Source organism: Elusimicrobiota bacterium (genome assembly GCA_016721625.1).
Lineage (GTDB): Bacteria > Elusimicrobiota > Elusimicrobia > FEN-1173 > FEN-1173 > JADKHR01.
In genome coordinates this window covers 2,195,030-2,209,182 of record JADKHR010000001.1, presented here as the reverse complement: position 1 = coordinate 2,209,182, position 14,153 = coordinate 2,195,030, and the positions used below count along the sequence as shown (strand labels likewise).

Genomic DNA, 14,153 nt, shown 5'->3' with positions numbered 1-14,153 from the left:
GGGCCACTCCAAAAGGCATGCTCCGTCGGATGCAACGGGCGGCTGAAGAGATACGGGAAAGTCAATAATTTATCAGGCTTGGATGTGGAGGAATTGGAGGCGGGCGAGGCCGGCTTCCAGCTCCTCGGAAAATGGGCGGCCCAGGGGGATCCACGCGACTCCGAGGGCGTCGAGGCGGCGCCGGTCGGCGGGGTCGATGAGTTCAGGGGAGACACCGAAAAGAGACAGGCTGGGCGGATCGCCCAGACCCCGTTTGAGGGCCGCCAGGGAGACGTAGCCGTTGGCGAAAACGCCTTCCCCGCCCTCTCCCGAAAGGAAGAGGCGCGCCCGCCCCGACGAGAGCCGATCGCCCCAACCGGGGGCCGCTTGTTCCAACACGCGCACCGCCTGGCCCCGAACGATTTTGGGATCGGTCACTAACAGGCCCAATCGCCCGCTCCCGCCGTCGTCCCCTTCGGCCAAGGCGCGGGCGACCCCCGTCAACGCGTGGACCACCGCGTCCCGGTCGCGCGGATCTCCGTTGAGCAGAAGCGGCGTCACGTCCAGGGCGGCGGCGCGGGCGCGCGCCAACGCGGTCCCCCCAAACGCCATCGCCACACCGAAGAGCGGGCGCGGTTATACGCCTCCTCAAAAATCTTGGCCGACCTCCGTCCCCCGGCCCGGGCCAAGGCGACGGCGCGATCCTCGGTCCGCGCCCACGCCAGCCCCTGTCCGAAGGGATGTTCCGCCTCGTCCGACACCGCGGACAAGACCCCCGCCGCGGCCGGGTTCCATCCCTCTCGAGCCAGGGTCTCCCCCGTGCGCAACACCGCCGCCCCGCCTCCCGGCTGGGACGCGCGCCCCATGAGCCGGGCCACCGCGCCGGCATCGCCGGAAAGCGCGGCGTCGGCGAGCCGCGTGATGGCCGGATCGGCCGGGGCCTCTTTTTCCGCCGGGTTCGCGCCCTCCGGGCCGATGGACAGCGTCAGGCGATGGACCGCGGGCGGGCGAAGGCCCGGGCGCGCCCGCGCCAATGCGGTCAGGAACGCGGGGGCCCACGAATCCCCCGCTTCATCCGCGACTCGGCCTTGACCGCGGAGGTCCGCCAATGAATCCAAGGGAGCAATGGCCACGGGCGGGGCCAGGCGTTCCAGCGCCCCGCCCCCTTCCACGGTTATCCCGGGGACGGAGGAGACCGTCTCTTCTCCGTTCGGGCCGATATCGGCGCCCGCTCCCTCGGACTTCCCGGACCACCGGGTCAAAAAGCGCGCGAGGAAGACCGTCGCGAGGAGAAGGACGGCCACGGGCCATCCGACCAATGGCTCCGGAGACAAAGGAACCAACCCAGCCGCCAGAAGCGAATTGTGGGCGGGAAACCGCAGCCAGCCCGCGGCCCATAAATCCCTCAATCGGTCGGACAGGGTTCTTCGCGCCAGACCGATGGCCGGCCCTCCCGCGCTGGCGGCCGGCCGCTGAAGCACCAAACGCCGCGACACTTGTCCGTCGGAATCCCGCAACGACATCGCTTCCATCCAGCTGGCGCCGTTTTCCGTCGCGCGTCGGAGGGAGGCGACCGCGTTGGTCCATTCCAACGGCGTCCCGAAAAGAGCATGGACGGACGCGGATCGGGCCATAACTCGAAACCCGATCTCACGCCGCTGGGCCGGGCCAACGTCCGAACCCAAGCTCAGCCCCTCCCTTTCCAAGCGGTTGGCGTTCAAAGCGTCGATCGCCCGGTCCAAAATTGCCGCCAGCCTCCCGTCCCCGAAGATCCGTTCCATTTCGACCCGCGTGGCGTCGGCGATGTCTCGGGAAATGCCGCGGAGCTCGCCTCTTTCACGGAAAAGGGCGGCCTGGTCCAGGGAACCCTCTCCCTTCGGCGGCGCGCCGAATCCGGATCGGCCTGGCACGGGAGCGACGCCGTTCGTGGGGGGACCGGCCTTCGATTGGAACGCCGATTCGTTCGGCCCTTTGCGATGGAAAGCCACGTCCGGCTCGATCCAGACATCCTGGGGGACCGGAAGGAAAAAACCGTCGGCGTAGGTCAGGTCCAATTCGCCGAGGGTATCCATCCGCGACAGGAGGAGCTTCGGCGGTTCCCCGGTCGCCCAGTCGATGCGGACGTGCCAAGAAGCCCCCGCCGCGCCCCGAAGGCGCAGGCGGCGGATGTCGCCTGAAAACGGGTCAATGATCCGGATCCCTCCACCCAGCCCGTCCGACAATGGAGGCGGGTCCGCGTTGAACATGTCCACGCGCTTTTTCGCCCGCTCGATATCGCCCGGAATGCCGGAATCCCACGCCCGGCGCGCCTCCCGCCAAAGACCGATAGGTTTGAAGGAGCTCCTTTCCACGGCTTCGGCCATGGACCAAAACGTCCCCGCGAACGTCAGGGCCGCTTTTTTCACGCGGGCGCGATGCAGGAGGAGGCTCCCGAGACCGAAGACCCGCGCCTCGCCCGAGGGTGCCACGAAACCGACCAGCGGGCCGCGGCCGGGGATCCATTCCACCCGCGGCACCCAGATGGGCTCGGTCGACAGCCCGAAGACGATGATATGGAGCTGTTTTCGTTCCCGGCTCCCCACCATCTCCAAAAGGCGGGCTTCGTAGGAATTGAGGGGAATGTTTTCCCGGTTCAAGGCCGCGCGCCGACGAGACAACCCGTCGGGTTCGGGCGCGTTCGGGTCCGTCCCGACGTAATCCCAAAGCAAGTCCGTCAAACGCCGCTCGATGTCCCGCTGTTCATGCCAACGGAGCGCGTTCCCGGCGTGGGTCCGGAACCGGCGTTCGATGCTGACCATGGGTTTATCGCTGGTGCGGTACGCCTCCAACGTGAATTCCGCGGGGGCCTCCTCAGGCCGCTGAACGCTTTGGAACCGCAGAGCCAATCCCAGGGAACGGCTGGACACGGCGGTGACCCGGCAAGGGCCGGGAGGCAACCCGACCAGCCGGAGCGAACGTCCCGTCCGAGGATTTAGGATGGTCCAGCCGGCGCGGAATTTCGGCGCTCTGGGCTGATCGCCGTTCTCGGGGTCTCCGGAAAGGGCGGCGCGGTCCGCCTCCGGAACAGGGAGGACGATCCCTCGCCGATTAAAATCCTCCACCTTCCGGGCCCAGGCCGGGTCATCGGATAAATGGTCCAGGGCCCCGAGGTCTTCCACCAGCCGGGCCAGCTCCAACCGGCCCCGCACCTCCGTGCGCGCCAACTCCAAAGAATCGAAGACTCCGACCAAGGTCGAGTAGAGGTTCCCGTTAGCTTCGCGTTCCCGGTAACGCGCCATCGAAAAAGACAGGGTCCTCCCGTCCGGGCGGGTCCAATGGACCACGGCGCCGAACCCTTCCACCCAATCGAGAGAGGGAGACAACGGTTTATCCCCCAATTCCTGGGCCTTGAACCGAACACTGACGGGGCCGATCGCCATCTTGATGAGCCCCGACGACGTGGGCGGGATTGGCGACAGTTCTCCATCGCGCACGCGGACGGCGATGTCCTCATTGACGGGAGTATCAACCGCCGTGCGGGCCAGAGGGCGCAGACGGGCCGCCAACGCCGCCCGCGGCCGTAAACTTTCCGCCGGCGAAACTTCGCCCAGCGCCGTGATTCCCAACCCGAAGAGGAAAATCGCCTGCGACAGGACTCCCTCGGGCCCGCCGACCTCTATTAACGCCGCGGGACCGACGGCCGAAAGAAGAAGCGCCCCCAGGGCTACCAACGCCAGCGCCGATAACAAGTCCACCCGCGCCCCCCCCCACGGCAGGAGGCGACCGATCCGCGGGGAGACCCACCCTAAGCGACGGATCTCCATGAGCCGTCCGAAAAACAAATCGCATCGGGGGCGAAGCGTCACCGAGCGGCTCCCCCGAAGTTGGGTGTTCACGGTCCGTTGCAGGTCCACCAATTCCTTCAAAAGCTTCGCCTCGGCCCCTTCCGTGGAACCGGCCAAGAGGCTCCAGGTCGCTCCGTTTTCGTCATGCTCCAAGGCCGCCAGGGTGGAATGCCATTCCAACGTGTCGCTGAAGAACGCCTGGGCCGCGGCTAGACGGGCCAGGATCTCCTGCGACAGTTCCCGACGTTCTTGGGACCCGCGCGCCGTTCGCACCCGTTCCCGGTCCGCTTGATTGGCCTGAAGCGAGTCCACCGCGCGCTCGAGCACCGCCGCGAAATAGGACGTGGGCGATTTCAAGGAGGCCCCGGGCAGGAGGAGGCTCGCCAAGACGGTTCGAAAAGCGGCTTCCCCCGGACGCTCAGGTCTGGTAGCGGCCGCGAGAACGGCCGCCCGCCCCTCGGCGAGGAAAGTCCGGTATGCCCTGAAGTCCCCTCGTTTAATCTCCGTGGTCTCCGGGCGAGGGCCGAACACCATGCCCCAATAATGGCTCCGAATTCCCTGGCCCGCCGCGCCGTGGTTCAGAACGACTCGGCCCCCGATGCCCCGAACGAAGCGCAGGGCCATCCGGACCGGCAATGCCCCGATCCCCGACGCCCGGAAACGGAACCCCCGGCGATCCCCGGAAAAGGAATCCTCGACCCACAAGGTCCGGTTGCCCCACCACACCCGATCTTCTGCGTTGAATGCGCGCAAGCGCTCCTGGAACCGGTCCCACGCCGACCCCGGTTCGGACCCGCGCAAGAGGTAGGCCTCCCTCAATAGTCCCGCCGGCTCGAGGGCCGCCGCCCAAAGAGCCTCCTTCTTGGAGGTGAACCGGCCAAGGCGGGAAAAACACCCGTCCTTGGCGGTCCTCCGGAGGCCGCCCAAGGCGAAAGCGTCGGTCTCCCCGTCGGTCGCCGGTAACGCGGATTCCCCAAGCGGATCGGGGTTCGGCGCAGAGTGCTGGATCCCGAAGGAGGGAGAGCCTCTGAAAGGGGATTCGACGGTAAAATCGGCCGTTTTCCCTTCCCAAAATCCTTTGTCCGTCCCGGTCTTCGCGCCCAACTGGGGAATCCGGGTTAAGAGAATCAAAAGTCCGCGCCCTTCCACCCAATGGGCGGCCGTCCGATAGACTCCCCGGGGCCGCAAACCGTTCAAGACAGCCATCCGAGGAGAGCCGTCTCGCGGAAGGGCGAAGGAAAGCCGTTCGCCCTCCCCCACGGTCAACGTGATCCCCCGGCGGTTGAACGCCTCGCGCAAGGCCTGCAACGTCGGAGGCTCCTCCCCGGCCCAGGAGGCTCGGAGGGCCTCACCCGTCAACTCCGCCAAGGCCGTCCGCGCCGACATCTTTTCGCGTTCCGGGTCGAGCCGATCCGGCGACCGGGGTTTGGAATCCACCTGGAAGATCCGAGCCGTGGACCGACGAAACCTCTCGACGCTGAATTCGGACACTCGCGGAGGTCCCTCCACGGACCGGAAACGGATCGCGAGATCGCCGTCGCGTTGAACCACGCTCACGGCGTTGGCGCCTGACGGAAGGTCGTTCACGCGCAAGGTTCGCTCCGTGCGGGGATTAAAGATGGACCACCCCGGCCTCTCCGATTCCGGAACGGGCACCCGAAGGTCCATGGCGTTGAACGTCGCCACGCGGGCGGCGACGTCTTTGGCGCCCCCCGGGGCCGTTTCCTCGACTAGGAAAGCGAGCGCCAGCCGACGAGGAGTTTCCCGGACCGCTTCCTCCAACGAATCGAAATCGCCGACGCCGCGTCCGGAGGACGTTTTCCTCGATGGCCCCCCCCGGAACCGTTCTAACGAAAACGCGACCGTTTTGCCGGTGGCGCGGTTTTCAAAATAGACGAGAGGCCCCAGGCCCGGCATCCAATCGAGGTGCGCCCGCTGCGTTTGCCCATCGAACAAGGAGGTTTTGAAGATCCACGGATCCCCCTGAACGGTGAAAAGGATCCGCCCCCCCCGCAGGGCTTGAAATTCGAACCCTCCCCGGTTGAATTCGTTGAAGGATCTCCGCACGTCCACCACCGATTCCTCTGGGGCCGCGGGATTAACGGCCAAAGCGGGGGCCAGCGCCTCCACAAAGGCCCGCCGGTGCGCGGCGGGCGTCGCGCCCAGATCCCTCTCCAACTCGGGGATATCGGGCTCGGACCGAGGCGTGGACGTCCACCCGGGGCTCTGGGGAATTATGTCGAGATGGAGGGGGGGCTGGAGAATAAAGGGAACCTTTCCGAGCCAAAACAAACCGGGGCCGTTCCCGGAATCGTCGGCGATCCATCGCGCGGCCCCACCGACGAAAACCGGGAGAGGGCGGGCCGCCAGGTGCGCCGCGCGGGCCGCCCCCGACGCCCACCGGCGGAGGGCGACCGAAAGTTTGGACCCGACGGCGCGCAGGATTTCGCGCGGTCGGGCGAGCGGGCCCGACGAGCGCGAAAAGAAGTCCAACCGATACCCTTCGACTTCTACGCTCTGGACCAACCGATCGCCAGTGGAAACGGCGTGGCGGACCGCCCCCGAAGGGCCCCCGGCCCTGGACGCGCCCACCCGCCAGGATTTCGGACCGTCGGCCCGCACCATGGCGTCATACGTCGCGGAAGGCTCGAAGGCAACCGTCCATCCTCCCAATGGGCGACCCGCAACGGCCGGCTTTCCCTCGGCTTGACGGATCGCGGCCGCCAAAGGGGCCCGGCCCGCCGCCAGGATGGCCGTGACGGCCGCTCGTTCCGTCTCCCGTTTGCCGCCCCACAGAACCCGTTCGGGTGAAAGATTGATTTGCCTCCCCGCCAAGAACCGTTCCAAGGGGATCGGGTCCCGCGCGAAGACGTCGAGGGGGTTTCCCGGGAGGGCGTCGCCGAGGCGCGGCGTTACGACCACCGATGTGAATCCTTTTCGGCGCAAGGTTTCGACCATCCCCGGGGTGTGGAACCCCCCCGCGACGAGGACAGCCGTTCCGCCCCCCGCCTTCCGAATTTGTTCGGCCAGGCGGTCGGCCAGAGCGTCGTTCCGTTCCACGGCCCGGAGGCAAAAGGTCTCGTGGGCCGCCAGGTCCGGCAAAACCGGCGCGGTTTCTCCGGGAACCAAAGCTTGAAGCCGGGCGGGAAGCGCGAGAATATCCTCCCGACGGCCCTGATAATCGGCCCAATCTTCCGGGGCCATCTTGTTTTCCAGGAGAGCCGTCAACCGGTCGGCGTCCCGCGACAACCCCCAGAGGACCCGCATTGTCTCGTCGCCCGCCAAGGACCGAGCCACGCGGTCTTCCAGTTCCCGGAGTTCTCCGAAGAGCCGCGCGCGTTGGATTTTTTCGACGTCGCCCAAGTAACGCGCGTGGTTTTCCACGGCGGGGTAGTCCGCCCTTCGGAGGCCCTCGCGGGAGCAAAGCTCGGCCAATTCGCGGTGGAAATCGCCGAAACTTCGCCGACCCAGCCGATAGTCGAGCCCGGCCCGGGTCAACCGTCGAAGCCCCGTTTCGTCCAGTCGGCGGGCCAACTCGCCCAAGAGTCGCGTCCGCTCTTCCTCCACCCGGGCGACATCCAGTTGTCGCTCCCGGGCGCGGAGCGCCGTGAACCGTCGCAGGTTCTCCCCCACGGCCATGCGGCCGTGGGCCAGCCCGGTTAAGTAACCGGCGTAATCGCCCAGCGTGCCCTGGTTGTCTTCGAACGCCATTCGGCGGCGGTCCAGGTCCGCCAGGGGCGCCGGATAGACTTGCCCCTTGACCCTCTCCAGGAGGGACCGAAGGCCGGCGATCCAGCGGCGGGTCTCCTTCCGCCGAGACAGGCACGCTTGGGCCGCGGCCAGGTGTGCCTGGTAGAGCGCGGGGTCTTCCACGCCGAACAGCGCCGGAACAGGTTCGGCGGTAAGGCCGGCCGCCTCGGGCCCTGAGAGGATTCCCATCTTTAGGAAATAGTCGGCAAGGAGGGCCGTGGCGCGGGGGTCGGGGAAATCCCGGAGAGGAGCGAGATCCAGCGGGCCTGTCGCGCCCTCGACACCGACGAGCACCGCCCCGCGCGCCGCCAGGGCAGAGACCAGTCCCGCGATGTTCCGTTGGGCCGTTTCGTCCCCGTGCACGTCCTGGAGGTGGACGACGACCGGAGCGCCGGCCCGGCCGGGAACCACTTCGCGGATCGTGCCGAAAGGCAAGACGACGCCAGCCAGGTCCGCTGGCGGTGTCTTGCTTTTAAAATCCTGCCAGGGTGAGGGTCCCCTGTTTAAATCGATAGCGGTCGGACTTATTTGGGACTCTCCCGCCCGGGTGTCAGGATCGCCTTGCCGCGTATCCTGCCGCGCGGCCCGGCGTTGGGCCCAGAGGTTGCCCTCCAGCGTGTAGGCCCCCGCGACCTGGGCCAGAAAATAGGTGGCGGTCACGAGAGCGGCTGATATTTTTCGGATGGGGACCATCTTAGGGAAGATTATAAACTCCCCTGGGAGAAGATCCCTTTAAGACAATGTAACAAAATTGTAACAACGAAAGCTTCTTATTTAATCGGTTGAATGTTCGTGTCTCTTTAGCCGCTTGCTTCATCCGACGACGCATGCATTTTGTAGTGGCCCCATGGATGGGGCCACCTTTTTCCAGGACGAGGTCTTCTGACGGAAAATCGCCCGATAAATTGGGCCACTACAAAAATCGCTTCAGAGCGCTAAACTGACACGAATTTTCGGACCAGTTGAGGCCGGGAAGCAGGGGGAGATGATTGACTCATTGACTTCCAGCTAGGAAGCCAAGCTGGACGTGGCGAAGAGGCCGCGCCCGCGTCGCCGCAACGTCTCCCATCTTCGTCATCAGCGCCATCTCCCGGTTCGTGTGTCCGAGATACTCCACCCCGATTTGGATGAACAAGGCTTCGCTTTCGATACCCGCGCGGTCCTGTCCCTTTTGGAGAGAATGTCTTTAGATACCTGAGCCTTTTCGGCCACCCGCTCCGCCACCTGGCTCAGGGTGACCCCTTTTTTCCTAAGCCGGTCCTGGGCAGTCTCCTCCACCTCTACCGCTTTCATGATTTCCTGAACAAACTCCCCAGAGCTCGATATTCTCAAACCGTAAGCTTCCCACTCTCCACAAAAACGCCAATTCAGCTTTGACGGTAGATCGGACGTGCCCCATTGATAATTATTTTCCGAGATATTGTCAAATGTTGTGGGTGGGATTTGAGGAGCGTATCCCATCCGGCGGTAAATTAGGCCGCCATTTCCATTTCAACCCCGTCTTTGAATTGGATCCCTTTCCACACCGCCGTCAACTTTTTGTATCCGCGTAATTTCCGCCATCGCTTCTGCGCCGACTCCGCCAACTTATAAACCATCGTCAACGTCGCGATCCGTGAACCGCATCCCTTCGTTCTTTTTGTCCGTAGCCGCACCGTTGCAAATGTCGACTCAATCACGTTCGTGCTTCGAATCGACAACCAATGTTCCGCCGGGAAATCGTAGAACGTCAGCAAACTCTCCCGGTTCCTGTTGATCGTTTCCACCGCCTTCGGATATTTCAGTTCGAACTCTTTGACGAAAGCGTCAAAGGCGGCGTGTCCTTCCTCTTTCGTCGGCGCCCGGTAAATGTCGTGGATCATTTGCTTCCCTTTCCCTTGGAGACTCTTCGGAAGCTTGTCCAGCGCGTTGACTGTTTTATGAACCCAACAAAGCTGGGTCTTCGTGCCGGGGAATTCCTCCGCCAACGCCGCCCAGAACCCCAACGCACCATCCCCAATCGCCAACTTCGGCCCCTTCGCCAATCCACGCCGTTTTAATGCCCGCAGAACCGACTGCCAGCTTTCCTTCGACTCACGAAACCCATCTTCCACTGACACCAGCTCTTTGGTTCCGTCTTCCTTCGCCCCAATAATCACCAGAATACACTGCCGCTCATCGTCCAACCGGACATTGAAATAGATTCCGTCCACCCACCAGTAAACGTATTCGCTCTTCGATATGTCCCGTCCGATCCATTCTTGGTAATCCTGTTCCCAGATCCGCTTCATCCGCACTACGCTTTCCGCTGAAAATCCCAGCACCTTTTCGCCGACCAGCTTCTCCAGGACTTCCGTGAAATCCCCCGTGGAGATCCCTTTCAAATATAGAAACGGAACCAGCTCCTCCAGGTTCTTGGTCTTCCTTAAATACGGCGGGACCAGGATCGACTGAAATCGCGATTCCCCCGTCCCTTTCAGAACCCGGTCATCCACACGAGGAGGCTCAATATCCAAGGGGCCCGCCCCCGTCACCAAGATCCGCCGGTTTTGTTTCCCGTTGCGGACAATCAACCGATGCCCGTGTTCGTCCACACGGGCAGCATGGCGTTGACAAAAAATATCCACCTCTTCGTTCAGCGCCACTTCTAAAAGCCGTTGCGCCCCGCGGCGCACGATCTCTTCCAGCGTACCCACGACCCCTTGCCCTTCTGGTTTTTCTGCCCGAATTGTTTTAACATCTTTCATAAGCGTATCCTCCTGGGTTCGGTGGCGTCAACCACCGGGTTTTTGTTTCCTTTCACCAGACAGGATACGCTTTTCTTTTTTATCCCCTCAACCCCTCACCCACAACTTTTGAGTATATCTCTTATTTTCCACCGGAAAACCTTAGGCGGGAAAGGCTCCTATAATTTCAATAGGCCGGGAGCCTACTAAGTTATCAAGTTATCACCTGATCTTCCCCCGAAAAAGTGGACACCCAGATAAGTTACATTACGGGTGGAGGTGTGTCCATGGAGAAGCGAACACGGCGAACGTTTGACGCCAATTTCAAACACAATGCGTTGCGAATGGTCTTCGATGAAGGGGTCCCCCTGGAGGAAGTAGCGCGAAAGCTGGATATCCATCGGCAGGTGCTGCACCGCTGGAAACAGGACTACAAACAAGACCCCAAGAACGCCTTTCCCGGTCGCGGACGACGAAAGGACCTGGAAGAAGAAAACCGGAGGCTCCGGCAGGCGTTGAAAAATGCCGAAGAAGAGCGCGAGATTCTAAAAAAAACTTTAACCATCTTGTCGCGCCCAAAGTCGATCGATTCAGGCTTATAAGGCAATACGAAAGAGAACACCGGGTGGATCTGATGTGCCGGGCGCTGGATGTGTCACGAAGCGGGTATTACCGGCGACGGGGAGCAGCAGTGAGCTCCCGGGAGCAAGAGAATCAGGTTCTTTTGAACCGAATCAAAGAGATCTTTGAAAATAGCCGCCGGACTTACGGGAGCCCGCGCGTGACCGAAGAACTGCAGGAACGTGGGTTCCGCTGCGGGCGCCATCGCGTCGCGCGACTCATGAGGCGCGCGGGAATCCAAGCGAAGGTAAAGAAACGGTTCCGGGCCAAGGGACACAAAGGGAAGAGGTTTGTGGGCGTGCCGAACCTCGTTCAGCGGGTCTTTTCCGCGCCCCAGGCCAACCGGCTTTGGCTTGCGGACATTACGTATATCTGGACGCGGGAAGGCTGGACCTATTTGGCGGCGATCCTGGACGTCTATTCCCGCAAGATCGTGGGATGGTCCTTGGGGCGCCGACCGACGACAGAATTGGCCCGGGCAGCATTTGAAAGAGCTCTGGGCCAGCGAAAAGTGGAACCCGGATTGGTCCACCATTCGGATCAGGGGGCGCAATACGCGAACCATGAATACCAGGCGCTGCTGAAAGCCAAAGGGATCGATGGCAGCATGGGCGACAAAGGAACGTGCTACGACAACGCCATGATGGAGTCGTTCTTTCACACGCTGAAAACTGAGCACACATATTGGCAGAGTTATGGGTCACGCGAAGAGGCGGAACACAGTCTGTTCGATTACATCGAGTTGTTTTACAATGCCGAGAGGCGGCATTCTGGAGTGGGCTACAAAAGCCCATCGGCTTTTGAGAAGCAGAACTCATGAACTTAATCGCGTGTCCACATTATCGGGGCAAGATCACACCGTCCCCTATTTCTCCAGGTAGAGCATTCGGGAATAGCTTAGAACCATCAGGAAACACGATAGCTTCCATGTCCGGTTCCCGATGAGGATCGTCCCGCAGTGGGCCCAATCGACTTGGGCGAATTCGCCTGGCAGGGTTTCCAGGCGGAGAAACGCTTTTGGCGCGCCTGGGCGGATCGCCTGGAGATGTTCCCACAAGATGCTCATGCCCCCGACGTAGCCTTGACCGCGTATTTCCCGGAAGAGTGTCGTGCCGGGGATGTCTGGAAATTGGGCGATCCGTTCCGCCAGGTGGGGCTTGAACGCATCCAGCTTGGAAGAAACGGTGGGGTGGGGGAGTCCATTTTTAGGGGGGCCATCGTGGGCGGCCAATGCGCGCCGCACGGTGTCCCGGTGGATGTTCAATTGTCGAGCGACGGAGGCTTTGGACAGGTGTTCGCTTAGGTGAAGCCGTCGGATGTTAGCCCAGAGTTCGGAATCCATGGAGATATCTTACGGGGTGGCGACCGAAAAGGCACTCTGAACTTGTATATCCGCGCGGGATTCCCCGCCCAGAACGGTCAAGAGTCCGTCGAGGCGGCGCCGGATCGTGTCTTGTATATCCGCGCCACGGAGCTCCTTCAGCGCCCATACTTTCCGTCGAAGCATCGTGACTTGTATATCCGCGCGAGCCGCTTTCATTTGCTGGCGGCGGCGCCGGTCTTGGAGGCGCTTTTTCACTAGATGTCCCGGGTGCGAGGCCCGGTAGGCCCTCAAATACCCCGGGTGGGCCGCCAGCCAGACCTTTACTTGGCCGTAGCGCCCCCGGAAATAGCCGGGGTTCTTCTGGAGATACATGGATTGGGCTTCTTGTTTGCGTTGCAGGCGGCAGGTGGGGGCGGAACAGGACTTCTGGAACCTCGCCGTACGGGGATCAGGACGGTAAGCTTTGTGGCAATAGACGCATCGTTTCTTCGTTTCGCTCATGGCGGGACCCTCCCGCCATAAGCATAGACCTCAAACCATCACTACGGCACTGCCATCTCCTGTACACTCCTCCACCGGGGGAATCTGTACAGTTTCGAACCGGGGTTTACAGTCGTTCCCCGGCTGCCTAGAAACGGGGGGCAGTACACGTTTTTGAGCTAAACTACTTCAACAGCCACATCACTAGTCGTTCCCCGGCGGCCTAGAAACGGGGGGCATTACAAAGGGGAAAATCGAAAATCGGGGACGTTGCGAAAATCGGGGACGTTGTGGACCTCACCCGCTGGACGAATTCACCTTCATGGCGCACCTAAAGAGACACGCTTTGGAGATTTCCACATACTGGAGAAAGGACGCTCCAAGCATTTCTCAGATAGCATTGAAAACGGGATTGATATGATGGTTGCGCCGATCCCAATAATTAATCCAGATTCGATATAGTGAGTCTTGGTCCATCCATATCGCACGGCAGGGATTAGAAGGATATTTAGAAAAATCACATTCCAAAGGTAAAGGCTGTAGCTGATTTTTCCGAAAAATACTGAAATCCGCCAAGATAAAAATCTAGTCAGCGAGCTAGTTTGGCCGCTCAAAAGGTAGCTTATGAATACAACAACGCCAGCGAGTTGTAATAGCTTTGCGACATTAGATGATAGTGAAAAGAAAGCTCTGAGAAAAATTATGATTGCCAGGACTGAAACCCATCGCCAACCGCGCATGAGGTCCTGTATGAGAGTCGACTTGGAAAGGTCATATGCTATGAAGCCGGCTACAAAATACATCAAGCATCCGGAAACAAGCTGAATTCCAAATGAAATATATGAACTTTCTAACAAAAGCACTGAGTATATAAGCAACAATGTCAGGCCAAAGGTTCCCAATGTTTTTCTAAGAATGAAGGCTATAAGTATCAACGGGATGGATTGTATTTCAGCCTTCAATGTCCAAGTTGCGCCGTGTGCGGATGTATCGTAAAGGGTTGCATTTATGATGGTGGCGTTAAGGTTAGGGGTTGGGTAAATGCTAGGGAACATCAAGAAGATGCCTTCATATATAACATACAGACCGACTAAGCATCCGATCAATGCTGGATAAATTCTGAATGCTCTACGAGGTGCAAACAGCGCAAGAGTGCGGAACGTCCCGCTTCGCCTTGTTTCGCTATCCAGTGAGCGCAAAAGGACTGCTCCTCTCATTGCAAAAAATAGAATTACAGCGGTCTCGCCACTCACACCGGCCAGAATAAGACGCGCCCAAAAATCATATCCCTTTAAAGACCAGGCGCGCATGGCGAGAAGGTCGCTGGCTCGGGCTGCGATAGGAAACAGTATCGCGTGATAAATAACGACCGCGATTGCTGCGTATCCACGCAGGCCATCCAGAGCAGCAAGTCGATTTTGAGGTGCTTTGGTGATGTCTTCCATGATCATCTCTATTTAGGGCTTCCTG

The 14,153-nt window shown here is 61.2% G+C and carries 8 protein-coding genes; 2 read left to right on the top strand and 6 right to left on the bottom strand.

Annotated features, from left to right (window positions below):
- Positions 1 to 72 precede the first annotated feature (72 nt).
- From IPP35_09565 to IPP35_09555, 3 genes are all read right to left on the bottom strand, one after another.
- On the bottom strand, positions 73 to 570 hold the full coding sequence (locus IPP35_09565; GenBank protein MBL0059338.1) for a hypothetical protein: 498 nt from the start codon (positions 568 to 570) through the stop codon (positions 73 to 75).
- Positions 537 to 8,213, bottom strand: a complete 7,677-nt coding sequence (locus IPP35_09560) for a hypothetical protein (protein ID MBL0059337.1) — start codon at positions 8,211 to 8,213, stop codon at positions 537 to 539. Before IPP35_09560 ends, IPP35_09565 begins: the two co-directional genes overlap by 34 nt.
- 812 nt (positions 8,214 to 9,025) lie before the next feature.
- Entirely contained in the window at positions 9,026 to 10,279 is a 1,254-nt protein-coding gene (locus IPP35_09555; protein MBL0059336.1) for an IS256 family transposase, read from the bottom strand.
- Positions 10,280 to 10,545: 266 nt separating this feature from the next.
- Between IPP35_09555 and IPP35_09550 the strand changes: the two genes are divergently transcribed.
- Together IPP35_09550 and IPP35_09545 are read left to right on the top strand one after the other, a co-directional pair.
- Entirely contained in the window at positions 10,546 to 10,860 is a 315-nt protein-coding gene (locus tag IPP35_09550; GenBank protein ID MBL0059335.1) for a transposase, read from the top strand.
- Between the two features lie 23 nt (positions 10,861 to 10,883).
- Entirely contained in the window at positions 10,884 to 11,699 is an 816-nt protein-coding gene (locus tag IPP35_09545; protein MBL0059334.1) for an IS3 family transposase, read from the top strand.
- A gap of 45 nt (positions 11,700 to 11,744) precedes the next feature.
- Here IPP35_09545 and IPP35_09540 read toward each other — a convergent pair whose 3' ends face one another.
- From IPP35_09540 to IPP35_09530, 3 genes are all read right to left on the bottom strand, one after another.
- Complete coding sequence (locus IPP35_09540) at positions 11,745 to 12,221, bottom strand: transposase (GenBank protein ID MBL0059333.1); 477 nt, start codon at positions 12,219 to 12,221, stop codon at positions 11,745 to 11,747.
- 9 nt (positions 12,222 to 12,230) lie between these two features.
- Positions 12,231 to 12,704, bottom strand: a complete 474-nt coding sequence (locus IPP35_09535) for a hypothetical protein (GenBank protein ID MBL0059332.1) — start codon at positions 12,702 to 12,704, stop codon at positions 12,231 to 12,233.
- 299 nt (positions 12,705 to 13,003) lie between these two features.
- Positions 13,004 to 14,128 carry an acyltransferase gene (locus IPP35_09530; protein MBL0059331.1) on the bottom strand — a complete coding sequence of 375 codons (1,125 nt, stop codon included), beginning with the start codon at positions 14,126 to 14,128 and terminating at the stop codon, positions 13,004 to 13,006.
- Positions 14,129 to 14,153 lie beyond the last annotated feature (25 nt).

Excerpts from the sequence above, each read along its gene's own strand:
- IPP35_09540 (MBL0059333.1), bottom strand. The coding sequence starts at position 12,221 with ATGGATTCCGAACTCTGGGCTAACATCCGACGGCTTCACCTAAGCGAA.
- IPP35_09550 (MBL0059335.1), top strand. The coding sequence starts at position 10,546 with ATGGAGAAGCGAACACGGCGAACGTTTGACGCCAATTTCAAACACAAT.
- IPP35_09555 (MBL0059336.1), bottom strand. The coding sequence starts at position 10,279 with ATGAAAGATGTTAAAACAATTCGGGCAGAAAAACCAGAAGGGCAAGGG.
- IPP35_09535 (MBL0059332.1), bottom strand. The coding sequence starts at position 12,704 with ATGAGCGAAACGAAGAAACGATGCGTCTATTGCCACAAAGCTTACCGT.
- IPP35_09530 (MBL0059331.1), bottom strand. The coding sequence starts at position 14,128 with ATGGAAGACATCACCAAAGCACCTCAAAATCGACTTGCTGCTCTGGAT.